Consider the following 20,936-nt stretch of genomic DNA (forward strand, 5'->3'; position numbering starts at 1 on the left):
TGATCGTCCTCCTATGAGGCACACTGGACGTTTGGCCGTGCAGAGTCGCGCAGAGCCATAGAGATCCGTGCAGAGCCGTGCAGAAAGGCAGCCGCGCGTGAATGGTCCGCTGATCGTCCAGTCCGACAAGACCCTGCTCCTCGAAGTCGAGCACGAGCAGGCCGACGACTGCCGTCGGGCCATCGCGCCGTTCGCCGAGCTGGAACGGGCGCCCGAGCACATCCACACCTACCGCGTGACCCCGCTCGGGCTGTGGAACGCGCGCGCCGCGGGCCACGACGCCGAGCAGGTCGTGGACGCGCTCGTGCAGTACAGCCGGTATCCCGTGCCGCACGCGCTGCTCGTCGACATCGCCGACACCATGGACCGGTACGGGCGGCTGACCCTCACCAAGCACCCGGCCCACGGACTGGTCCTCAGCACCACCGACCGGCCCGTCCTGGAGGAGGTGCTGCGCTCCAAGCGGATCGCTCCGCTGGTCGGGGCCCGGATCGACGAGGACACCGTCGCCGTGCACCCCTCCGAGCGCGGGCAGATCAAGCAGGTGCTGCTGAAGCTGGGCTGGCCCGCCGAGGACCTCGCCGGGTACGTGGACGGCGAGGCGCACCCCATCGAGCTGCGCGAGGACGGCTGGGCGCTGCGGCCCTACCAGAAGCAGGCCGTGGAGAACTTCTGGCACGGCGGCAGCGGTGTCGTCGTCCTGCCCTGCGGCGCCGGGAAGACCCTGGTCGGCGCCGGGTCCATGGCGCAGGCCAAGGCGACCACGCTGATCCTCGTCACCAACACCGTCTCCGCACGCCAGTGGAAGCACGAACTGGTGAAGCGGACCTCGCTCACCGAGCAGGAGATCGGCGAGTACTCGGGGACCAGGAAGGAGATCCGGCCGGTCACCATCGCCACCTACCAGGTCCTCACCACCAAACGGAAGGGCATCTACCCGCACCTGGAGCTGTTCGACTCCCGTGACTGGGGGCTCATCGTCTACGACGAGGTGCACCTGCTGCCCGCGCCCGTCTTCAAGTTCACGGCGGACCTCCAGGCGCGGCGGCGGCTCGGGCTGACGGCGACGCTGGTGCGGGAGGACGGCCGCGAGTCGGACGTGTTCTCCCTGATCGGACCCAAGCGGTTCGACGCGCCGTGGAAGGAGATCGAGGCCCAGGGGTACATCGCGCCCGCCGACTGCGTGGAGGTCCGGGTGAACCTCACCGACTCCGAGCGGCTCGCCTACGCCACCGCCGAGACGGAGGAGAAGTACCGGTACTGCGCGACCACCGACACCAAGCGGAAGGTGACCGAGGCACTGGTCAGACGCTTCGCCGGACAGCAGATCCTCGTGATCGGGCAGTACATCGACCAGCTGGACGAGCTGGGTGAGCATCTGGGCGCGCCCGTCATCAAGGGCGAGACGTCCAACGCGCAGCGCGAAAAGCTCTTCGACGCCTTCCGCCAGGGCGAGATCAGCGTGCTCGTCGTCTCCAAGGTGGCGAACTTCTCCATCGACCTGCCGGAGGCGACGGTCGCCATCCAGGTGTCGGGGACGTTCGGGTCGCGGCAGGAGGAGGCCCAGCGGCTGGGGCGGGTGCTGCGCCCCAAGGCCGACGGCCACCAGGCCCACTTCTACTCGGTCGTCGCCCGGGACACCATCGACCAGGACTTCGCGGCCCACCGCCAGCGCTTCCTTGCGGAACAGGGGTACGCGTACCGGATCATGGACTCGGACGACATCCTGGCCGGGGAGAACTGAGGCCGGGGAGCTGAGAGGGGCGGGTGACTAGGGGTGGCGGCGGATGCCCGCCTCCTCGCCGTACTCGCCGAAGAGGACCACGTCCACCGCGGCGCCCAGGAACACCTTGACGGCGCGCAGGGCGTCGGCGAGGCGGTGCCGGTGGTGGTCGCCGTCGAGGGCCGTCGCACCGGACGGCGGACCGTGCCGAGAGGGGGTGAAGGTTGCTGCGCTCATGTCTCCATGGTGGAACCGCACCACCCGAATGGCGTCGGACCAGGGACGTAACCTGCACGGCCCGCACCTCCCCCTTCAGTCGGTCCCCCGCGTAGTACCCAGGACGGACACCGACCCTTAAGGCACCCGGACCACGCCCCTGAGGCGGCGGTCGGCACGGCGGAAAAACCGTTGGCCGCCGTATCCGCCCGTCACCTAGAATCCCCTCTCTTGCCCGCCTCCCTTCACGGAGAGCCGCCGTCCGGACGGAAACCGGACGGCAGAACCGCCACCCGTCACCGCAGCAGCCGGCCACCGGTACGCACGCGTACGTGCCCGCGTACCGCCCGGCTCCTTGCCACGCCCCGGAGGCACCTTTCCGTGTCCATCCCGACCACCCCGCCCGACACCGACACCGACCCCCTCCTCCGCGAGCGCGCCCACCTCGCCGCCTCCCGGGCCGCCCTGCGGGCCATGCGTGAGGACGTGGAGAACCTCGACATCCGCGACGTCACCGCGAACTGGGTCAACGCGGAGGTCCTCGCCCACCAGATCGAGGAACGCATCAAGGCCCTCGCCGACCTCAGCCACACCCCCCTCTTCTTCGGCCGCCTCGACTACCTCCACGCCCCCGGCGCCGACCAGGCGGAGGGGGCCGAGGGAGAGAGGTTCTACATCGGGCGCCGGCACGTGCACGACGCCGACGGCGACCCCATGGTCATCGACTGGCGCGCCCCCGTCTCCCAGCCGTTCTACCGGGCCTCCAAGAAGGACCCGATGGACGTCGGGCTGCGCCGCCGCTTCGGCTACACCGGCGGGGACCTCACCGCGTACGAGGACGAACACCTCTCCGACCCCGCCGAGGCCGCCACCACCAGCAAGCTGCTCCAGCGGGAGATCGAGCGCCCGCGCGTCGGCCCGATGCGCGACATCGTGGCCACCATCCAGCCCGAGCAGGACGAGATCGTGCGAGCCGGACTATCCGGGACCGTCTGCGTCCAGGGGGGACCCGGCACCGGCAAGACCGCCGTCGGCCTGCACCGCGTCGCCTACCTCCTCTACGCCCACCGCGAGCGCCTGGCCCGCACCGGGACCCTCGTCATCGGCCCCAACAAGTCCTTCCTGCACTACATCGAGCAGGTGCTGCCCGCACTCGGCGAGCTGGAGGTCAAACAGGCGACGGTCGACGACCTGGTCGCGCACGTCGAAGCGCGCGGCACGGACACCGCGGCCGCCGCCGTGACCAAGGGCGACGCGCGCATGGCGGAGGTCCTGCGCAGGGCCGTCCGTTCGCACGTGACCATGCCCACCGAGCCGGTCGTGGTGGTGCGGGGCTCGCGGCGGTGGCGGGTGCCGGCGTACGAACTGGAGCAGATCGTCCAGGAGTTGCTGGACCGGGACATCCGGTACGGCGCCGCCCGGGACGCCCTGCCACAGCGGATCGCGCACGCCGTGCTGGTCCAGATGGAGCGCTCGGGGGAGGCGCCGGACGACCGGGTGCAGGACGCCGTGGCCCGTAACGCGGCGGTCAAGGCGGCCGTGAAGGCGATCTGGCCGCCCGTCGACCCCGCCAAGCTGGTCCTGCGGCTGCTCACCGACGCCGACTTCCTCGCCGAACACGCGGACGGGGTCCTCGACGCGGACGAGCAGAAGGAGATCCTCTGGTCGAAGCCGGTCAGGTCGGTGAAGTCCGCCAAGTGGTCGCCCGCGGACGCCGTGCTGATCGACGAGGCCACCGACCTGGTGCAGCGCACGCACTCGCTCGGGCACGTGGTGCTGGACGAGGCGCAGGACCTCTCCCCGATGCAGTACCGGGCGGTCGGCCGGCGCTGCACGACCGGTTCGGCGACCGTGCTCGGCGACCTGGCGCAGGGCACCACGCCCTGGGCGACGCGGAGCTGGCAGGAGGCGCTCGCCCACCTCGGGAAGCCGGACGCGGTGATCGAGGAGCTGACGGCGGGTTTCCGTGTGCCGACGGACGTGATCACGTACGCCTCCCGGCTGCTGCCGCACATCGCGCCCGGCCTCACGCCCGTCGCGTCGGTACGGGAGAACCCGGGCTTCTTCGAGGTCCGTACGATCGCCGCGGACGCCGAAGTGGTCTCCGCCTGCGAGGAGTTGCTGCGCAACGAGGGCTCGGCCGGCCTCATCGCCGCCGACGCCCGGATTCCCGCTCTCGCCGAGGCGCTCACGGCGGCCGGGCTGACATATCTCGGCCCCGGCGAGGAGACGACGGCAGCGACCCGCCTGACCCTGGTCCCGGCGTCGCTGGCCAAGGGCCTGGAGTACGACTACGTGGTCCTCGACGAGCCGCAGGCCGTCGTCGACGGCGAACCGGACGAGCGGACGGGCCTGCGCCGCCTGTACGTGGCCCTGACCCGCGCGGTCTCGGGCCTGATCGTCACGCACGCGGCCCCACTGCCGCCGCAGCTGGGCTAGGACCCCAGGAGGCGCGGCACCTGGCTCGGTGCCGCGCCTGACGCCCCGGTCACATCAGCGAGTTGTAGATGTTCCAGCCGTAACCGATGGACGAGCGTGCCAGGTAGGGTGCCGAAGCGTTCCCGGTGCCGCGGTACAGCCACAGGCTCCCGTTGTTGTCGCGGGCGACGAGATCCGCCTTGCCGTCCCCTGACAGATCAGCGGTGCCGACGACGGAGTTGTAGATGTTCCAGCCGTAACCGATCTGCTTCCGGGGCCCGAACGGCACGTTCGGATTGCCGGTGCCCTGGTAGAGCCACAGGCCGCCATTGCGGTCACGGGCGACGAGATCCGCCTTCCCGTCCCCCGTCAGGTCACCGGTCCCGACGACGGAGTTGTAGATGTTCCAGCCGTAACCGATCTGCTTCCGGGGCCCGAACGGCACGTTCGGGTCGCCGGTGCCCTGGTAGAACCACAGGCCCCCGTTGCTGTCACGGGCGACGAGATCCGCCTTCCCGTCCCCGGTCACGTCCCGGACGCCGACGACGGAGTTGTAGATGTTCCAGCCGTAACCGATCTGCTTCCGGGGCCCGAACGGCACGTTCGGGTCGCCGGTGCCCTGGTAGAACCACAGGCCCCCGTTGCTGTCGCGGGCGACGACCGCTCCGGTGCCGTCCGCCATCTCACCACTGAGGCTGGTCATGAGGGTGTAGGTGTTCCAGCCGGTTCCGATGGCGGCCCGGGCGGCCAGTGTCCCGGCGGGCACACCTGTGCCGCGGTACTGCCACAGGGTGCCGGAGTAGTCGCGTGCCAGCACGGTGCCGAGCTGCGACGCCGGGGGCACACCGGTGCCGGTGAGCGGCTCCAGCTGTGCCCCCTGCCCGGCGTCGCCGGTGACCTCGTACGAGGCCGACTGGCTGCCGCTCACGGTCGGGGCGAAGGTGACCGTCTGCCGGACACTCTGCTCGGGACCTATGACCAGGCCCTCGGGGAGCGGGTCGGCGCTGCTGAACACCCCTGCCGGGGCCTTCGCCTTGGTGACGGTGACCGGGATGTTCCCCGTGTTGGTGATGGTGAAGGTCCGTGTGCTCGACGTGCCGCGGACCACCGCGCCGAACGAGAGGGTCGTCGGGTCGAACACCAGATGGCCCTGACCGCTGATCGCATCGCCCTCGAGCGGGATGGTGAGCGAGCCGCTGGTGCTGCTCAGTGTGATCGACGAGGAGTTGTGACCGGTGGCCGTGGGCGCGTACCCGACCTGCAGGACGATCGAGCTCTGGGGCGGGATCACCGTCGGGTTCGCCGGGTCGGCGCTCGGCAGGTCGGCGGCCGTGAACGGTCCGTCGGGCGGGGTGACGGAGGTGATGGTCTCGGGGTCGGTGCCCGTGTTCGTCAGCTGGACGTTCGCGGTGGCCGTGCTCCCCGTCGGCTGGTTGTCGAAGGACACCGTGCCCGGGAACGCGGCCAGACCGGGCTTGGTGCCGACGCCGTGCAGGCTCAGCGCGAAACTGCCGGCGTCGGTGGCCACGGTGAGCGTTCCGCTCGCGCCCAGGACCGCGGTGGGTTCGAAGGAGACGGGTATCGACAGCTGCCCGCCCGCCGGGATCGTCGGCGGCAGCGACGAGGTGTCCGCGGTGAACGGACCGTCGACGGTGACACCCTTGATGCCGAGGGACTGGGACGGGCTCTGGTTCTCCGTCAGGACGACGTCGGTGCTCGCGGAGCCGCCCACCGGCACGAGCCCGAATTCGACCGGGCCGCCCTTGAGCGGGCTGCCCACCGGGTTGCCGAAGGCATAGACCTTGCCCTCCCTGGTGCCCACGAAGACCTGCCCGCCGTCGGTGGCCGGGGTGGCGAACTTCGACGCGGTGCCGATCGGCGCGGACCAGACCAGCGGCAGGACGCCGTTCGCATCGGGAACCGGCTCGTAGGCGCGCAGTTGCGCGTTGACACCGGTCGACCCGCCCGACCAGACCACCCACACCAGGGCGCTGCCCGAGCGTGTTCCGTCGGAGGTCACCACGGGCGATCCGCTCGTGTAGGGGAAGGAGTCCTGGCTGGACCCGGCGACGGTCAGCGCGGGGTCGCCCGAGCCCGTCACGCCGCGCTGGAGCGCCACCAGTGAGCCGCCGCTGCCGACGGAGTAGACATAACCGCCGTCACCGCCCCAGACCGCGGGGTGGCCCCACTGGCCCTTGAGCGGCCCGGTGATTCCCACCACGTCGTCGGTCCCGCCGGTGCCCTGCGACCTCCCGCCGAGGTCGTCGCGGTCCAGCAGGAAGACCCGGCCGTCCTTGCCCTGCTGCACCAACAGATGCGGGTGGGAGGCGGTGCCGAAGCTGTCGGGCAGGCCGACCGGCCCGCCGGAGGCCAGGTCCTTGTCCTGCTGGTCCAGGGTCGGCGCGTTGGACGGACTGAAGAAGTCTGCGGCCTTCAGGCTCCGGTCGGCCTGCACCTGAAGCCGGACCACGGACTCCGCGAGAGTGCCGGGCGGGGCGCTGCCGGGGCCGGGCGCCGGGCTGACGCCGTTGCCGGTGGCGAGGAAGATCCGGCCGGGACCGTCCGAGACGAGTCCGCCGCCGGACTGCCAGACGCCGGCCCCGCTGTTGCTGGCGCCGGTCTCCGTCGCCCACATCGAGGTCACCGAGGGGTTGGTGGTGCTGACGCCGACCACGTAGCCGCGATAGGGCTTGGCGTCGCAGTGTCCGCCGAACGCCGCGTACACCACCCCGTCGAGCAGCAGCAGGCCCGGACGCTGCATCTGGTACGCGGGCAGGAAGGACTGGGTGGGGTCGTTGGACGGGGTGCCCTGGATCGTCACGGGGAAGCCGGACTTCTCCGCCCCGGTGACCGGGTCGAGCGCGTGCATGTACCAGTGCGGGCTCAGGGCGTCCGGGCCGTCGTCGACCTTGGTGGTCAGATAGACGGCCCCACTGGCCGGGTCGTACACCGGCGTCGCGGTGCTGCCGATGGTCGGCACGAGATCGCCGCAGTTGAGGGTGGACGCGGGCCACGCAGGCCCGAAGCTGCGCTGCCACAGCACGGCTCCCGTGGCGCGGTCGAGGCCGTAGGCCTTGTTGTTCTCCGTGACCGCCACCACGGTGCCGCCGACGACGATCGGCTGGGCGTATATCTGCCCGTCGAGCTGCGCGGGGGCCTTCCAGAGCTGCCCGAAGGAAGAGGAGCGGACGTCGGACGGGCCGAGGTTCGGTTCACTCCGGTCCCAGCCGGTCCGGAGGGTGTCCACCGAGGCGGTCGTCTCGCTCGCCTGCGCCTGTGGGACGCCCAGCCCGATCAGGCACGCGGTCACCGCGGCCGTCACGGCGAGCGCCAGGCCGCGCCGCCGGGTGTGTCTGCGTCCGTGCGCGTGTCTGGCGCCAGGCACCACATCGCCATGTGACATCGCCAAGGAAACCCCCCTGAGTCCCCATCCTCGAAAGGCCCCCCAGGCCCTCCTCCCGCGCCACGGCGGCCTCCACGATCGCGTGGGAGGCCGCGGTGGGCGGGTACAGTCCGCGCATCCAATCACAAACCGGCGTCCGTGCCTACGGTTGTGAATTTTTCGTGCCTACGGTTGTGAACCCGAGGCACGCAGTCCCTCTGTTCGACCGGGCGACCGTGTCGTGGTCGATCAGGTCAGGCGTCGAGCGCTGTGCGCCACGACCGCACCGCCTCCGCCGACACCGGTGTCGTCCAGTCGCCCGTGCGGGCCGCCGCGCCGATGTGGAAGGCGTCGACGCCCGCCGCGCGCAGCCGTGGGACGTGGTCCAGGCGGAGGCCGCCGCCGGCCATGAGGCGCTGGGTGTAGCCGGGTTCGCCGCGCCGGGCGGCCTCGGCGACGAGGGTGGGCAGGCCGTCGTCCACGCCGTCCGGCGAGCCCGCCGTGAGGTAGGTGTCCAGGCCGGGCAGCTCGGCGAGCTGCTTGCGCAGGGCGTCGCGGTCGGCGGCGCGGTCGATCGCACGGTGGAAGGTCCAGCGGCAGCCGTCCAGCTCCCCGGCCAGCCGTTCCACCGCGTCGAGGTCGGGCCCGCCGTCCTCGCCGAGGAACCCGAGCACGAACTCCTCGGCACCGGCGGCACGCAGCTCCCCTGCGGCCCGTACGAGCGCCTCGACGTCACCGGCCGCGAACCCGTCCCCGAGGCGGAGCATCACGCGCAGGGAGATGTCGACGGCGGCGCGGATCCCGGCGAAGGCCGCAACGGGCGGGGTGAGCCCGTCGGAGGCCATGTCGGTGACCAGCTCGAGGCGGTCCGCGCCTCCGGCCTGGGCGGCGACCGCGTCCTCGACGTCGAGGGCGATCACCTCCAGGACTGCACGCGTGCTCATAGGACCCCTTCCGTCGGTGTACCCGTGGAGCGGCTACAGGTCTAGTCCAATCCAAGGGTACGACGACGGGGTGCGGGCGGCGACAGGGCACCGGCCGCCGCCTCGGACCTACGGCCGTCCTCAGCCGAAGAGGTTCAGCTCCCTCTCCTCGACCCCCGCCAGCTCGTACCGCGCCCCGTCCAGCGGGCGGCCGGAGTAGAGCCGCACCAGCGTGGACGCCTCGCCGATGAACCGGGCGGGCGGGTGCTCCCCGTTCGCGTCGCCCAGGAGCAGGGGCTCGTCGAGGTCGTCGAGGTCCGCGTGGAGCGGGACGTGCCCCTTCTCCCGGGACACGCGGGCGAGCAGGGTGAGCGCGTACGGCAGCCCGTCGCCGGCGTACGCCCCCGGCTCCCCGAACGCCTCCCGCACGTCCCCCCCCGTGCACCCACTCCCCGAGCGCGACCATGTCGAGCGCCCCGCCCGCCTTCGCGATCGCGGAGCCCGCCTCGGTCATGCCGCGCTCCAGTTCGTCGACGACCCCGGCGTTGGTCCAGCCGGCGCGCTCGGCGATGTCGCGGTCGTTCGACTCGGGGCTGAACACCCCCTTCTCGAAACGGTGCTCCACCACCCGCGTCAGGGCGGCCGAACAGTGCGCGAGGACGTGCCGCACGGTCCAGCCCGGACACGCGGCGGTCGGCAGCGCGAAGTCCGCGTCCGGGCGGGAGCGCAGCAGCGGGATCAGCGCGTCGCGCTCGGTGGTCAGCAGCAGGCCGGGCAGTTCGGGGTCTCGGACGTCGTCGTGCAGCTCTGCATTCGTCATGCGCCCCACGCTAGGTGCCCACCGGCGAACAGGGGAGAATGCCCCCATGACCGACCTCGACGCGTTGCGTGAGAGCTGGCGGCGCACCCTGCTCGCGGTGCGGGGCGGTGCGGAGCGGCCCGATCCCGAGCCCTACGCCGACAACCTGCTGAGCCGCTGGTCGGAGCCGCAGCGCCGGTACCACACGGTGGAGCATCTGGCGGCGGTCCTCGGCCGTGTCGACGTCCTGGAGGAGTACGCGGACGACCCGGACGCGGTGCGCCTCGCGGCCTGGTTCCACGACGCGGTGTACCTGCCGGAGCGGTCGGAGAACGAGGAGCGGTCGGCACGTCTGGCCGAGCGCGCGCTGCCGGAGGCCGGGGTGTCCGAGGAGAGGACCGTTGAGGTCGCCCGCCTGGTGCGCCTCACCGTGACCCACGACCCCGCCGACGGCGACCGCAACGGCCAGGTCCTGTGCGACGCGGACCTCGCGATCCTCGCCTCTCCCCCGTCGGCGTACGCCGCCTATACGGCGGCCGTCCGCGAGGAGTACCACTTCGTGCCGGGCGAGGCGTTCCGCGAGGGCCGTGCGGCGGTTCTGCGCCGACTCCTCGACCTGCCACGGCTGTTCCACACCCCGTACGGGCGGGAGAAGTGGGAGGCGACGGCCCGCTACAACATCACCTCGGAGCTGGAAATGCTGTCGCTGCGATGAGCGTCGCGCCCGTACCCTGCCTCGCATGCGAAGCATGGGCGGGGAACGGGTGACGGAAGCCGTCGCGGGGTCCGTGGAGCTGCTGCGGACGGCGGCGGACCGGGACTGGGACGGGGTGAAGGCGGGGCGGCTCACATGGAGCTGCCGCCTGACGGCGTTCCACATCGCCGAGGACCTCATCGCTTACGCCGGGCAGTTGGCGGGCCGCGCGCAGGACGACTACGTGCCCTTCGAGATCACCCTCGACGAGGGCGCCGACAACTCGGGCCTGCTGCAGGTGATCGAGGCGACGGGCGCGCTGCTCGCCGCCGCCGTCACCACCACGCCCCGCGAGGTGCGCGCCTTCCACCCGTACCCGTTCCGCAGCGCGGACCGCGAGGGGTTCGCGGCGATGGGCATCGCCGAGGTCGTGCTGCACACGCACGACATCGCCGAGGGCCTCGGGCTCGCCTACGCCCCGCCCGCCGAGCTGTGCGAGGACCTGCTCATGCGGCTCTTCCCGCATGTCCGGCCCGGCCCCCGGCCCTGGCCGACGCTCCTGTGGGCCACGGGCCGTGGCGACCTGCCCGGCCGGGAGCCGGTCACCGAGTGGCGCTGGAGCAACAACCTCGTCATCCCCACCGAGCGTCTCACCCTTCAGGGCGTCACCCCGGCGGCCGCCACCGATCTGCGCATGGGCGGCACCGGAGGCTTCGAGTGGCTCGACGGCGAGCCCTTCGAGGGCACACGGGAAGCCGCCGGGATGCTCGTGAAGGCGTACGAGGCCGGGGTGCACCGGCCGGAGTGGGGGGTCTTCGTGCTCGTTCGGAGGGAAGACGGGCGCGCGGTCGGGAGCATGGGCTTCCACGGAGCCCCGGACGAGGAGGGACGCGCGGAGGTCGGCTACGACCTGGTGGAGGGCGCCCGCGGCCACGGCTACGCGACCGAGGCGCTGCGCTCCCTCGCCGCGTGGGCGCTGGCCAGGGACGACGTCGGCACACTGTTCGCCACCGTCGAGCGGGCGAACACGCCCTCGCAGGGCGTCATACAGCGGGCCGGGTTCACCCGAGTGAGTGAGGACGAGGAGACGTACGCGTACGCGCTGCACCGCTGAGCCCCTGCTCGCGGCCCTTCCGTCGGCGCAGTCCGGACGCGTGCAGCAGCCGCACCACCTCGCGGCTGGAGACCTCCACCGCACCGGCGGCCACCGCGTCGGCGTACCGGTGGGACGGCAGGTCGTAGTGATCCCGCTCGAAGGCCCGGCGCGGCACGCCCAGCCTCCCGGCGAACGCGTGGAGTTCGTCGTACGAGACGTCGCTGATCAGATGCGACCACAGGCGACCGTGCCCCGGCCAGGCAGGAGGGTCGATGTAGACCGTCACGAGGACGTCATCCCGCCCGTCGCCCTCCCCAGCGAGCCCACCGCCGCGACCTTCACACCGGCCTGGGAGCACACCCAGTGCGGATTGGGCCCGAGTTCCGGCTCGACGTCGAGGGCGTGCGGGTCGCCGGAGCCGCAGACCGGGCACAGCGGCCAGCGGCCGTAGCGCTCCAGGAGCGCGTCCTGGACGTCCTGAGCGACCAGGCCCGCCACGTAGTCGGCGCCGTCCGGCCACTGCTCGACCCACCATCGCCGCTGGGCCACGGAGTCCTCGACGAGTGAGACCACGTCCGCCTGGGCGACCTCGCCCGCGACCAGGTCGGCGAGCACCAGGGCGCGCGCCGCGTGCAGGGCCTGCTCCAGGGGGCTGATGGGGTCCATGCCCCTATTGTGCGCACTCTTGACCGGACGGCCGAATCGAAAATAGCTTTCACATGTGACCCGCGACGTGAAGGAAATTTTCGCAGGGCCGGTGGGCCCGGGGGTGCCACCCGCCCCCGCCGCCCTCGCCGCCAAGGTGCGCACCCTCGCACCGTCCATGACCCGGTCCATGCAGCGCGTCGCCGAGGCCGTCGCCGGGGACCCGGCCGGCTGCGCGGCGCTCACGGTCACCGGGCTCGCCGAACTGACCGGCACCAGCGAGGCCACCGTCGTCCGCACGGCCCGACTGCTCGGCTACCCCGGCTACCGGGACCTGCGGCTCGCCCTCGCCGGCCTCGCCGCCCAACAGCAGTCGGGCCGTGCCCCGTCCGTCACCGCGGACATCGCGGTCGACGACCCCATCGCCGACGTCGTCGCCAAGCTCGCCCACGACGAACAGCAGACCCTCGCCGACACCGCGGCCGGGCTCGACACCGTGCAGCTCGGCGCCGCCGTCGCCGCACTCGCCGCCGCCCGCCGCGTCGACGTCTACGGCATCGGCGCCTCCGGGCTCGTCGCCCAGGACCTGGTGCAGAAGCTGCTGCGGATAGGTCTCATAGCCCACGCGCACAGCGACCCGCACCTCGCCGTCACCAACGCCGTGCAGCTGCGCGCCAAGGACGTGGCGATCGCGATCACGCACTCCGGCTCCACCGGGGACGTCATCGAACCGCTGCGCGTCGCCTTCGAGCACGGCGCGACCACCGTCGCGGTCACAGGCCGCCCGGACGGCCCGGTGTCGCAGTACGCCGACCACGTCCTGACCACGTCCACGGCCCGCGAGAGCGAGCTGCGCCCGGCCGCGATGTCGTCCCGCACCAGCCAACTGCTCGTGGTGGACTGCCTGTTCGTGGGCGTGGCGCAACGGACGTACGAGACGGCGGCGCCGGCGCTGGCCGCTTCGTACGAGGCGTTGGCGCACCGTCACCGCCCACGGGGCGGAACGAAGCGCTAGGGTCTTTCGTTTGGATCAGGCCGGATCAGGGAGCGGGGCCTGGTGCCGTGCATCGCAAGGCGGAGGAGGGCGCCATGGCGGAGCCATGGCAACCGACGACAACGCGGCGAGGCGCGGTGCCAGCTCCCGCGAGCCCGGCATGATCCAAACGAGAGGCCCCAGCCGTTCCCTCCTCCTTCCAGAGCAGTGCCGCACCGGAAACGAGCCGCCCTCATGACCTCCTCGTCCCACCCCCGCGATCTCCGCGCCGAGCTGGAGACGCTGACCACCGAGGCGTTCCGTCCCGAGCTGGCCGAGATCGACCGGCTGCCGACGCTGGAGATCGCGCACCTGATGAACGGCGAGGACGCCACCGTGCCCGCCGCGGTCGCCGCACGGCTGCCGCAGATCGCCGCCGCGATCGACGCCATCGCCGAGCGGATGGCCCTCGGCGGCCGGCTCGTCTACGCGGGCGCGGGGACCGCCGGGCGGCTCGGCGTCCTGGACGCGTCGGAGTGCCCGCCGACCTTCGACACGGACCCCTCCCAGGTCGTGGGCCTGATCGCGGGCGGCCCGGGCGCCATGGTGACGTCGGTCGAGGGCGCGGAGGACTCAAGGGAGCTGGCGGCGAAGGACCTCGACGCGCTGGAGCTGACGGCCCGTGACACGGTGGTCGGCGTCTCGGCGTCGGGGCGCACGCCCTACGCGGTCGGCGCGGTGGAGCACGCCCGGGCGCGGGGCGCGCTGACGGTCGGTCTGTCGTGCAACGCGGACAGCGCGCTCGCGGCCGCCGCCGACCACGGCATCGAGATCGTGGTCGGCCCCGAACTGCTGACCGGCTCGACGCGGCTGAAGGCGGGCACGGCGCAGAAGCTGGTCCTCAACATGCTCTCGACGATCACGATGATCCGCCTCGGCAAGACGTACGGGAACCTGATGGTCGACGTGCGCGCCTCCAACGACAAGCTGCGCGCCCGCTCCCACCGCATCGTGGCGCTGGCGACCGGCGCGGGCGACGAGGAGATCGAGCGTGCCCTCGCGGCCACGGGCGGCGAGGTCAAGAACGCGATCCTCACCATCCTGGGCGGCGTGGACGGCGCGACGGCGAAACGTCTCCTCACGGAGAGCGGAGGGCATCTGCGCGCGGCACTTGAGAAGTCGGCCGGCTGAGCCACCTTTCGGTGGAGAGCGGCGCAGGCTTCCGCGCGGCGCCCACCTCGGTGCTTTCACGGACCGCACCCTCGACCCGTGCCCAGTACCTCATACGCCGCCACCGCCGCCGCGCTGCTCCCCCTGGTCGGCGGCCCCGCGAACGTCACCTCCGTCGCCCACTGCATGACCCGACTGCGGCTGGGCCTGACCGACCGATCCCTCGTGGACGAGGACGCCCTGCGCGCGTTGCCCGAGGTGCTGGGAGTGGTGGACGACGACACGTACCAGATCGTGCTCGGGCCGGGGAAGGCCGCACAGGTCACGGCGGAGTTCGAGGTCCTCGTCCGTACGAGCGCCGATGAACCGGCCGCGCGGGGAGCCGCGTTGAAGGAGGCCCGGCGGCAGCGCAACGCCACTCCCGGCAAGATCCTCCTGCGTCGCGTGGCGAACGTCTTCGTGCCGCTGATCCCGGCCCTCATCGGATGCGGCGTCATCGCAGGCGCGACGGGCCTGCTCCTCAACCTGCGCCTGCTGCCGTCCGTCACCCCCGCCCTCACCACCCTCTCCTCCGCCTTCATGGCCCTGATCGCGGTCTTCGTGGGCCACAACACGGCGAAGGAGTTCGGCGGCACTCCGGTACTGGGCGGCGCGGTCGCCGCGGTCGTGGTCTACCCCGGGGTCGCCAAGGTCACCGTGCTGGGGGCGGCCCTCGCCCCCGGCCAGGGCGGGGTGCTGGGCGCCCTGGCCGCCGCGCTCCTCGCGACGTGCGTCGAGAAGTGGTGCCGCACCTGGGTCCCGGCCACCCTGGACGTCCTGCTGACCCCGACGCTCACGGTGCTGGTCCCCGGCCTGGTGACGCTCTACGTCCTGATGTACGCGGCCGGAGCGGCGGCGAGCGCCATCGGCACGGCGGCGAACTGGCTCCTGTCGACCACGGGCGCGGCAGCGGGCCTGGTCCTCGGCGGCATGTTCCTCCCCCTGGTGATGCTGGGCCTGCACCAGGCCCTGATCCCGATCCACACCACCCTCATCGAACAGCAGGGCTCCACGGTCCTGCTCCCCCTCCTGGCGATGGCGGGCGCGGGACAGGTGGGCGCGGCCCTGGCGGTCTACGTCCGCCTCCGCCACGACCTCTCCCTCCGTACGACCATCCGCTCGGCCCTCCCCGCGGGCCTCCTGGGCGTCGGCGAGCCCCTGATCTACGGCGTCTCGCTACCGCTCGGCCGCCCGTTCCTCACGGCGTGCGTCGGCGGTGCGGCGGGCGGAGCGTTCGTCGGCGGTTTCGCGATGCTCGGCTACAAGGTGGGCGCGACGGCGATCGGACCGTCCGGATGGGCACTGTTCCCGCTGCTGGCAGGGAACAGGGGGCCGGGGGTGACGGCGGCGATCTACGGAGGCGGGCTGCTGACGGGGTACGCGGTGGGCTTCGCGACGACCTACGCGTTCGGCTTCACGCGGCGGACGTAGCCCGTAGGTGCGAGGCGTCACCATCGCGGGCCGCTCCGGGTGTGCGGTGCGCGAAGTGCAACAGTCCTCGGGAAAATGTCGCACTGCGCGCGGGCACCCGGTGCGCGTCGACGGCTCGTCCGAGCACCGGTCCAGGGCACCCACGAGTCCTGGTCGAGTGCCGTCCGCGCGTTGCTCACCGGTCCGGCTGCGGCGCCGCGTCGCTGCGGCGCCGGTGCACATGGCGACCGATGAGGATCAATAGCAGTACGGCCATGGCTATCAGCAGGTACAGCTCGTAGCGCTGGATCGCCGGGTACAGCGTGTCCAGGTGGGCTCCGGCCAGGCCGCCGAACGTGACCCAGGCGCCGACCCACAGGGCCGCGCCCAGGGCGTTGAAGGCCAGGAAGCGGCGCCAGGACATTCCGGCCATCCCGGCGATGATCCCGTTCGCCTGGCGCAGGCCCTCGATGAACCTGGCCACGGTGACCACCTTGCCCCCGTGCCGAATGAAGAAGCCTTCCGCCTTCTTCACGCGGGCCGGGGTGAGCAGCACGTAGCGGCCGTAGCGCTCGACGAGCCTGTGGCCGCCGAAGCGGCCGATGGCGTAGCCGACGTTGTCACCGAGCACGGCGGCGCAGAAGGCGATGACCGCCACCAGGACGATGTTCAGCCGGCCCGCGCCCGCGTAGACGGCGGCGACGATCAGGATCGTCTCGCCGGGCACGGGCACGCCGAAGTCCTCGATGAACACCAGGCCGGCGACCGCCAGGTAGCCCCAGTGGTCCAGGATCGGGGCGACGTCGGCCAGGACTCCGGGAAGCGGGGGCTGTGTCATCGGCGGTCTCCCGTGCGGCTGGGCATGAGCTGTCGGCACCGGTTTCCATGGTCCTGCACGGCCGCGCGGCGCGAGCGGGACGGTCAGGCTTCCGTGGCGACGAGTTGGTCGACCAGGCGGCGGGCCTGGGTGAGCAGGGTGCCGTAGGTGGCGACCTCGCCGGGGTCGTCCGGTACCGAGCAGGCCAGGTGCCGGCGCAGTTCGTCATGCGTGTCGCGCAGCTTGCGCACGGCTTGGCGGAGCTCGTGGTCGTCCTGGGTGCCGAAGCGGCTGTCGCAGTAGAGCTGGAGCGCCTGCGCGGTCTGGTGCAGGAAGTCGGCGTAGCGGCGGGCGGCGGAGGGGTCCGGCCGGGCCGCCGGGCGGTCCTCGGACGCGGCCTCCAGGACCGCCCTGGTGACCCCGGCGGTGTGCACGGCGGCGTAGTCCAGGACCACGACCGCGTCGTCGTAGTCCTTGCCCGGCGCGGAGAGTGCGCGTGAGCGGCGGCGGAGGTTGACGCGCATGCTCTCCCGGCTCCAGCCGATCGCGGAGCGGGCCTGTTCCACCAGGCGTTCCAGGCGCAGCGCCCGCTCGTGCCAGGTGGCGGCCTCGTCGGCGTCCCACCGGTCCTCGGCCATCCCGTCGGCCACCGCCTGGAGGATGTCGTGGGCCTCCCCCGCGGCGTCCTGGAGGGCCGCCCGGCTGTCGCGCAGATAGACCGGGGGCCGGATCAGCGCGTTGACGGTGATCCCGACCAGGGCGCCGAAGACCGCCTCGGCGATCCGCGCGGCCGAGGTGGCGAGGGTGACCTGCCCGTTGGTCAGGACGAACAGCGCGCCGGTGGCCGCGTAGATGCCCTGGCTGCCCAGGCGCTGCCAGTGACCCAGGAGCACCACCGTGGGCAGCACCAGCGCCATGGCGGTCATCGTGTTGTGCAGCAGCAGTGCCACCCCTGTCGCGACGACCGTGCCGGTGGCGATCGCCGCGAGCTGCTGCAGCCCGCGTGCGATCGACCGGTACACGGTCGACTCCACCAGGACGACCGCCACCCAGGGCGCCACGAAGGCCACCGGGGCCTTCAGCCACCAGCCCGCCACGGCCCAGGCCACCCAGGCGGCCAGCGCCGCCTTCAGCGCCTGGACGACGATGTCCCGCTCCCGGCCGGGTTCCTCCCAGGCCCGCCGCACCGCCTGGCCGGCCGTCTGCAGCCAGTGCCACACCGGCTGGATCACCGTTCGCTTCCCTCTCATGGCAACCCAGGTGCCACGGGGCTCGCGATGAATTCCCCTTCGGCCGCAGGTGAGCTGCGGTGGCCGGTTCCGGAGCGGGTACCGGCTCAGCGCAGCAGCGGCAGCGCCGGGAACTCGTGCCCCTCCCAGATGCGCCGCGACGCCTCCTCCGGGTATGCGGTGACCGTCGGCTCCACGTCCAGCACCTGCACCAGCCGGCGCTCGGCGTCGTACGCCGGCCAGCCCGGGTCGCCCGTCCTCGCGAACGTGGTCCAGGAGGTGCGGAAGCGGGAGGCCAGCGCCTCGGCCTCCGGGCCGGGTTCCCCGTCCCCGAACAGCAGGGAGCCGAGGTCCGCCGTGAACGTGCCGAACAACAGCGGGATGTCGAGACCGTGGCAGGCGCGCAGGACGCCTCCGCTGCCCGGCGCCGGCCAGGTCAGTTCGTACGCGTACGCACGGCCGCCCCCGGCCACCTGCGCCTCGGCCAGGTGCAGGGTGGGCATGCGGAAGAGCCAGTCCGACTGGATCCGTTCGTACAGCTCGTCGGGCGCGGCGTCGGGGAACGCTGCGCGGTAGGCGGCCTCGCCGTCCGGGCCCGGAGCGAACAGGCGCAGGGCTCCCGTCACCTGCTCGTCGGTGATCCGGCCGAGCATGCCGCCGAGGACCAGGAAGAGCTGGTACTCCTCCCGGTTGTGCCCGGTGATCAGCTCGACGTCCCGGCCCGCCCCGTCCGCCAGCGCCCGCCAGGGTGTGGTGGGCAGCACCTCGCCGTCGACGACCGGCGAGAAGGGGGTCACCGTCGGCGCGACCTGTCCCCAGCGGTCCTGGTGCTGGAGCATCTTCGCGCTCAGCGCCTGACCCGCGTCGGTCAGCCGGCGCGGGTCCACGGCCGACAGGTCGGCGGCCGTGGGGCGCAGGCCCGCCTCCGCGGCGATGGCGGTCGCGAGGTCACGGGCCAGTTCGTCGGAGAAGTACGTGCCCGGCACGCTCTGGGCGATCGCCCGCCGGAACAGGCCGGCCGCGCGGGGCATGGCCAGCAGCGCGGCGACGGAGCCGGCGCCCGCCGACTCGCCGAAGACGGTTACCTGCTCCGGGTCGCCGCCGAATGCCTCGATGTTGTCCCGCACCCACTCCAGGGCCGCGACCTGGTCCAGCAGACCGCGGTTGGCGGGGGCGCCCTCGATGCGGGCGAACCCCTCGATGCCGACGCGGTAGTTGAAGGTGACGACGACGAGGTCGCCGTCGCGGGCGATGTGCCGGGCGTCGTAGCCGGGGCTGCCCGCATGGCCGAGTTTGTAGGCGCCGCCGTAGATCCACACCATCACGGGGCGGCGGGCGGCCGGATCGGGGTCTGGTGTCCAGACGTTGGCGGTCAGCCAGTCGTCGCCGAGGGACGCGTCCAGGACGCCGGTACGGCCCAGGAAGGCCGTCTCCTGCGGGGGCGGCGGCCCGAACGCGTACGCCTCCCGGGTGCCCTCCCAGGCCCGTACCCGGCGGGGCGCCCGGAAGCGCCCCTCCCCCACCGGCGGCTCGGCGAACGGTATCCCGCGGAACACCGCGAGACCGTCCTCCCGGCGCCCGCGCACCGCGCCGCCGCGGTGCGCACCACGGGCCCGGTCTCGTCGTCGGCGCTCGGCGTGCGGGATTCGGCTGTCGTCATCGTGTGACCTCCAACTTGTCGCCGGTACGGCCCCTCGTCCGGGTGCCGTGGAACACGTGGTGCACGGACGGCCGGGCGGCCGCACAGCCCGCTGGAGCGGGGCCGCGACCGCCCGACCTGACGATCAGTTGGACTCTACGCCTTGGCTTCGGAGACCTTCGCGTGCCCGGCCGGACCGTCGGCTGCGGGCGGTGTCTGCCCGGTGGCCGGACGCCGGCGCGGGATGAAGGAGGCGACGGCGAAGGCGAGGAGCGCGGCACCGGCCCCGATGGCCAGGACGGTGCGGAAGCCGTCCTGGGAGGGCAGGGTGACGGGCCCGAGGGTCTCGGTCATGTTGGCGAGGATCACGCCGGCGACCGCGCTCGCGGTGGAGGTGCCGATGGACCGCATCAGCGTGTTGAGGCTGTTGGCGGCACCGGTCTCGGACGCGGGCACCGCACCCATGATCAGCGCGGGCATGGAGCCGTAGGTGAAGCCGATGCCGGCGCCGATGACGCAGGAGACCAGGACGAAGTGCCAGACCTGGTCCATCAGCACGATGTTCAGCACGTAGCCGGCGGCCACGATCAGGGCACCGATCATCAGGGTCGTCTTCGGCCCCCGCGTCTTGGAGACGACCGCGGAGACCGGTGCCACGGCCATCATCACCAGGCCGGACGGCGCCATGACCAGGCCGGCGGTGAGCAGGGACTTGCCGAGGCCGTAGCCGGTCGCCGTGGGCAGTTGCAGGAGCTGGGGCAGGACCAGGGACATCGCGAACATCGCGAAGCCGATCGCGATCGAGGCGAGGTTCGTCACCAGCACCTGGCGGCGGGCGGTGGTGCGCAGGTCCACCAGCGGCTCCCTGACGCGCAGCTCGAAGAAGCCCCATGCCAGCAGGACGACGAGGGCCGCCGCGAACATGCCGATGGTGGTGCCGCTGCCCCAGCCCCAGTCCGCACCCTTGGAGATCGCCAGCAGCAGGCACACCAGTCCGGTCGCCATGCCCAGGGCCCCGACCACGTCGAAGCGTCCACCGGTGCGCACCTTGGACTCGGGCACGAGTACGAGGACGAGGACGGCGGCCACGGCGCCGAGGACGGCCGAGGTCCAGAACAGCACGTGCCAGTCGTAGTTCTCGGCGATGACCGCGGCGGCGGGCAGGCCGAGGGCGCCGCCCACACCGAGGGAGGCGCTCATCAGCGCGGTGGCGGAGCCCAGGCGCTCGGCGGGCAGTTCGTCGCGCATGATGCTGATGCCGAGCGGGATGACACCGGCCGCCAGACCCTGCAGGGCCCGTCCGACGATCATCGGAGTGAGGGAGTCGCTGAGGGCCGCGGTGAGAGATCCGGCCACCAGCATGGTCACGCTGAGCAGGAGCATGCGGCGCTTGCCGTGCATGTCTCCGAGGCGGCCCATCACAGGGGTGGCGACGGCGCCCGCGAGCAGGGTGGCGGTGACGGCCCAGGCGGTGTCCGACGACGAGGCGTGCAGCAGTTGCGGCAGCTCGGGGACGATCGGGATGACCAGGGTCTGCATCAACGAGACGACGATGCCGGCGAAGGCCAGGACGGCCACGACGGCGTTCGGCCTCGGCGGCGTGTTGGGGGACATGTCGGAGGCCTCCGTCGGGCATGGGTCTACTTGACTTAGGCAACCTTATAGCTATTGATTGACTTAAGCAAACGAATTTCCGGCGAACGGGACCGGACAGCCCCCTGCGGCGGAGCCGCACATGAGTACGGCCCCACGCCCCGAAGGGC

Annotated in this window: 17 protein-coding genes and 1 pseudogene; 7 read left to right on the plus strand and 11 right to left on the minus strand. The window is 72.3% G+C overall.

Features of this window, described 5'->3' with window-relative positions; translation table 11 throughout:
* Positions 1-97 precede the first annotated feature (97 nt).
* Complete coding sequence (locus N8I84_RS18760) at positions 98-1,744, plus strand: DNA repair helicase XPB (protein ID WP_263230618.1); 1,647 nt, start codon at positions 98-100, stop codon at positions 1,742-1,744.
* Positions 1,745-1,771: 27 nt separating this feature from the next.
* Here N8I84_RS18760 and N8I84_RS18765 read toward each other — a convergent pair whose 3' ends face one another.
* Positions 1,772-1,960, minus strand: coding sequence for a hypothetical protein (locus N8I84_RS18765; RefSeq protein WP_263230619.1), 189 nt, complete (start codon positions 1,958-1,960; stop codon positions 1,772-1,774).
* A gap of 453 nt (positions 1,961-2,413) precedes the next feature.
* Here N8I84_RS18765 and N8I84_RS18770 point away from each other — a divergent pair, with 453 nt between their 5' ends.
* Positions 2,414-4,378 (plus strand): HelD family protein, encoded by a 1,965-nt coding sequence (locus N8I84_RS18770; protein WP_263234806.1) that lies wholly within the window; start codon positions 2,414-2,416, stop codon positions 4,376-4,378.
* Between the two features lie 49 nt (positions 4,379-4,427).
* Here the strand turns inward: N8I84_RS18770 and N8I84_RS18775 are convergent, their stop codons facing one another.
* The 4 genes and pseudogenes from N8I84_RS18775 to N8I84_RS43160 form a co-directional block, all read right to left on the minus strand.
* Positions 4,428-7,742 carry a choice-of-anchor D domain-containing protein gene (locus N8I84_RS18775; protein WP_263230620.1) on the minus strand — a complete coding sequence of 1,105 codons (3,315 nt, stop codon included), beginning with the start codon at positions 7,740-7,742 and terminating at the stop codon, positions 4,428-4,430.
* Between the two features lie 251 nt (positions 7,743-7,993).
* Positions 7,994-8,683, minus strand: a complete 690-nt coding sequence (locus tag N8I84_RS18780; RefSeq protein ID WP_263230621.1) for a copper homeostasis protein CutC — start codon at positions 8,681-8,683, stop codon at positions 7,994-7,996.
* Positions 8,684-8,803: 120 nt separating this feature from the next.
* Positions 8,804-9,091 carry a hypothetical protein gene (locus N8I84_RS43155; RefSeq protein ID WP_390898917.1) on the minus strand — a complete coding sequence of 96 codons (288 nt, stop codon included), beginning with the start codon at positions 9,089-9,091 and terminating at the stop codon, positions 8,804-8,806.
* A pseudogene (locus N8I84_RS43160) lies at positions 8,988-9,530 on the minus strand (maleylpyruvate isomerase family mycothiol-dependent enzyme); the annotation flags it as partial. The gene N8I84_RS43155 and the pseudogene N8I84_RS43160, both read right to left, overlap by 104 nt.
* Between N8I84_RS43160 and N8I84_RS18790 the strand changes: the two are divergent.
* Both N8I84_RS18790 and N8I84_RS18795 read left to right on the plus strand, forming a co-directional pair.
* Entirely contained in the window at positions 9,529-10,176 is a 648-nt protein-coding gene (locus N8I84_RS18790) for an HD domain-containing protein (RefSeq protein ID WP_263230622.1), read from the plus strand. The pseudogene N8I84_RS43160 and the gene N8I84_RS18790 sit on opposite strands and share 2 nt — an antisense overlap.
* Before the next feature lie 25 nt (positions 10,177-10,201).
* The gene (locus N8I84_RS18795; protein WP_263230623.1) at positions 10,202-11,269 is read left to right on the plus strand and encodes a GNAT family N-acetyltransferase; all 1,068 of its coding nucleotides are present in this window, start codon (positions 10,202-10,204) and stop codon (positions 11,267-11,269) included.
* Here the strand turns inward: N8I84_RS18795 and N8I84_RS18800 are convergent.
* Both N8I84_RS18800 and N8I84_RS18805 read right to left on the minus strand, forming a co-directional pair.
* Positions 11,217-11,537: a DUF4031 domain-containing protein gene (locus N8I84_RS18800; RefSeq protein ID WP_263230624.1), complete on the minus strand. Its 321-nt coding sequence runs from the start codon at positions 11,535-11,537 to the stop codon at positions 11,217-11,219. The two genes, N8I84_RS18795 and N8I84_RS18800, sit on opposite strands and share 53 nt — an antisense overlap.
* The gene (locus tag N8I84_RS18805) at positions 11,534-11,917 is read right to left on the minus strand and encodes a hypothetical protein (RefSeq protein ID WP_263230625.1); all 384 of its coding nucleotides are present in this window, start codon (positions 11,915-11,917) and stop codon (positions 11,534-11,536) included. The genes N8I84_RS18800 and N8I84_RS18805 overlap by 4 nt, the downstream gene beginning before the upstream one ends.
* A 55-nt stretch (positions 11,918-11,972) precedes the next feature.
* On the opposite strand from N8I84_RS18805, the gene N8I84_RS18810 reads away from it, so the two are divergent.
* The 3 genes from N8I84_RS18810 (at position 11,973) to N8I84_RS18820 (ending at position 15,509) form a co-directional block, all read left to right on the plus strand.
* Complete coding sequence (locus tag N8I84_RS18810) at positions 11,973-12,911, plus strand: MurR/RpiR family transcriptional regulator (protein WP_200420940.1); 939 nt, start codon at positions 11,973-11,975, stop codon at positions 12,909-12,911.
* Positions 12,912-13,124: 213 nt separating this feature from the next.
* Entirely contained in the window at positions 13,125-14,060 is a 936-nt protein-coding gene (gene murQ, locus N8I84_RS18815) for an N-acetylmuramic acid 6-phosphate etherase (protein ID WP_263230626.1), read from the plus strand.
* A 78-nt stretch (positions 14,061-14,138) separates the two neighbouring features.
* Positions 14,139-15,509 carry a PTS transporter subunit EIIC gene (locus tag N8I84_RS18820; RefSeq protein ID WP_263230627.1) on the plus strand — a complete coding sequence of 457 codons (1,371 nt, stop codon included), beginning with the start codon at positions 14,139-14,141 and terminating at the stop codon, positions 15,507-15,509.
* Positions 15,510-15,684: 175 nt separating this feature from the next.
* Here N8I84_RS18820 and N8I84_RS18825 read toward each other — a convergent pair whose 3' ends face one another.
* The 4 genes from N8I84_RS18825 to N8I84_RS18840 form a co-directional block, all read right to left on the minus strand.
* Positions 15,685-16,326 (minus strand): DedA family protein, encoded by a 642-nt coding sequence (locus N8I84_RS18825; RefSeq protein ID WP_263230628.1) that lies wholly within the window; start codon positions 16,324-16,326, stop codon positions 15,685-15,687.
* An 83-nt stretch (positions 16,327-16,409) separates the two neighbouring features.
* A complete protein-coding gene (locus N8I84_RS18830) occupies positions 16,410-17,537 on the minus strand; it encodes an FUSC family protein (RefSeq protein WP_263230629.1) in 1,128 nt (375 codons plus the stop codon).
* A 104-nt stretch (positions 17,538-17,641) separates the two neighbouring features.
* The gene (locus N8I84_RS18835) at positions 17,642-19,090 is read right to left on the minus strand and encodes a carboxylesterase/lipase family protein (RefSeq protein ID WP_390898918.1); all 1,449 of its coding nucleotides are present in this window, start codon (positions 19,088-19,090) and stop codon (positions 17,642-17,644) included.
* A gap of 239 nt (positions 19,091-19,329) precedes the next feature.
* A complete protein-coding gene (locus tag N8I84_RS18840) occupies positions 19,330-20,787 on the minus strand; it encodes an MFS transporter (RefSeq protein WP_263230631.1) in 1,458 nt (485 codons plus the stop codon).
* Positions 20,788-20,936 lie beyond the last annotated feature (149 nt).

It is taken from the genome of Streptomyces cynarae, assembly GCF_025642135.1.
GTDB lineage: Bacteria > Actinomycetota > Actinomycetes > Streptomycetales > Streptomycetaceae > Streptomyces > Streptomyces cynarae.

What these genes read in the sequence shown, in the direction of transcription:
- N8I84_RS18795 (WP_263230623.1), top strand. Translation starts at nt 10,202, where the DNA reads ATGCGAAGCATGGGCGGGGAACGGGTGACGGAAGCCGTCGCGGGGTCC.
- N8I84_RS18825 (WP_263230628.1), bottom strand. Translation starts at nt 16,326, where the DNA reads ATGACACAGCCCCCGCTTCCCGGAGTCCTGGCCGACGTCGCCCCGATC.
- N8I84_RS18790 (WP_263230622.1), top strand. Translation starts at nt 9,529, where the DNA reads ATGACCGACCTCGACGCGTTGCGTGAGAGCTGGCGGCGCACCCTGCTC.
- N8I84_RS18840 (WP_263230631.1), bottom strand. Translation starts at nt 20,787, where the DNA reads ATGTCCCCCAACACGCCGCCGAGGCCGAACGCCGTCGTGGCCGTCCTG.
- N8I84_RS18805 (WP_263230625.1), bottom strand. Translation starts at nt 11,917, where the DNA reads ATGGACCCCATCAGCCCCCTGGAGCAGGCCCTGCACGCGGCGCGCGCC.
- murQ (WP_263230626.1), top strand. Translation starts at nt 13,125, where the DNA reads ATGACCTCCTCGTCCCACCCCCGCGATCTCCGCGCCGAGCTGGAGACG.
- N8I84_RS18770 (WP_263234806.1), top strand. Translation starts at nt 2,414, where the DNA reads ATGCGTGAGGACGTGGAGAACCTCGACATCCGCGACGTCACCGCGAAC.
- N8I84_RS18780 (WP_263230621.1), bottom strand. Translation starts at nt 8,683, where the DNA reads ATGAGCACGCGTGCAGTCCTGGAGGTGATCGCCCTCGACGTCGAGGAC.
- N8I84_RS18765 (WP_263230619.1), bottom strand. Translation starts at nt 1,960, where the DNA reads ATGAGCGCAGCAACCTTCACCCCCTCTCGGCACGGTCCGCCGTCCGGT.